Consider the following 1113-nt stretch of genomic DNA (forward strand, 5'->3'; position numbering starts at 1 on the left):
GTTGCTGGCCAGCCGGTCGCTGCGCACCACACTGGTCGGCGCCACCGCCACCTGGCCGGGGCTCACCGGTCCGCTGCTGCGCCAGTTCGTGCACCGCCGGGACGCAGTGACCGACGCGCTGCTGCCCGCCTACCGGCTGCCGTTCGCCCGCACCGCGTTCAGCCAGCGGCTCGGCGACTGGGCCGCGGCCTTCGCGCAGGCGAGCTGCGAACCGGCCGAGAGTCTGCGGCCCGAGCGGCTCACCGCCTGGGCCGCACGCGGCCTGCCGGTGGCGCTGGTCTGGGGCGAGGAAGACCGCATCACGCCGCTGGCCCAGGGGCACGCGCTGCAGCGCTGGATGCCGGGCGCGACGCTCGCCGTGCTGCCGGACGTGGGCCACATCCCGCACATCGAGAGTCCGGAGGCCTTCGCCACGGCGCTGATCGGCGTGCTGGGCCCGCCGCGCTGAAGCCGCACCACGGGCATGGGCGCCTGCTGCCGGTCCGCACGGTCAGGCGTTCCGATGCGCATCGACGGCCGCGTTGCGATGCCGCGCGCCACGGGCCGTACCGATCAAAGCACGGGTGTCGGCGGAAAGCCCGCGTCGCGCAGCGCGTGCTCGAGCTGCGCGCGCGGCACGCCGGTCTCCACGCGCACGCGGTGCGTCGGCAGTTCGGCCTGCACCTTGGCGTCGGGGTCCAGCGCAGTGATCGCCTTCGTGATGGCGCCGACGCAGTGGCCGCAGCTCATGTCCTTGATCTCGAACTCGATCATCTGCATCTCCTGGCAGGCAATGGAAGGGCCCCGATCTTCGACGTTGCCCCGGTGGGAAGGTCAAGCGGCGGCCAGCACCCTGTCTTGCGTGAGGTCAATGGCGGCGGGTTTGACTTTGCATGATGGGAAGGTCGAGACTGCACCCATGATGAACACCGCTGCGTCGCCCCCGCTGACCCTCAGCATCGAAGGCATGAGCTGCGCATCGTGCGTGCTGCGCGTGGAGAAGGCGCTGAAGAAGGTGCCCGGCGTCACCGAGGCCGTCGTGAACCTGGCGACCGAGACCGCGCAGGTGCGCGCCGCGCCCGGCAGCTGCCCAGCGTGCTGGAGGCCGCGGTGCACGCGGCCGGCTACGAGGCC

The 1113-nt window shown here is 72.3% G+C and carries 3 protein-coding genes; 2 read left to right on the plus strand and 1 reads right to left on the minus strand.

Annotated elements, in window-relative coordinates; genetic code table 11:
- A partial coding sequence (locus tag x551_RS22530) for an alpha/beta fold hydrolase (protein WP_036251858.1) occupies positions 1-448 on the plus strand: 448 nt, incomplete at its 5' end.
- Between the two features lie 104 nt (positions 449-552).
- Here the strand turns inward: x551_RS22530 and x551_RS22535 are convergent.
- Positions 553-753, minus strand: a complete 201-nt coding sequence (locus tag x551_RS22535) for a heavy-metal-associated domain-containing protein (protein ID WP_011831109.1) — start codon at positions 751-753, stop codon at positions 553-555.
- A gap of 148 nt (positions 754-901) precedes the next feature.
- Between x551_RS22535 and x551_RS24830 the strand changes: the two genes are divergently transcribed.
- A partial coding sequence (locus tag x551_RS24830) for a heavy metal-associated domain-containing protein (RefSeq protein WP_162833826.1) occupies positions 902-1113 on the plus strand: 212 nt, incomplete at its 3' end.

It is taken from the genome of Methylibium sp. T29, from assembly GCF_000576205.1.
In the GTDB taxonomy this organism is placed as follows: Bacteria; Pseudomonadota; Gammaproteobacteria; order Burkholderiales; family Burkholderiaceae_C; genus Methylibium; species Methylibium petroleiphilum.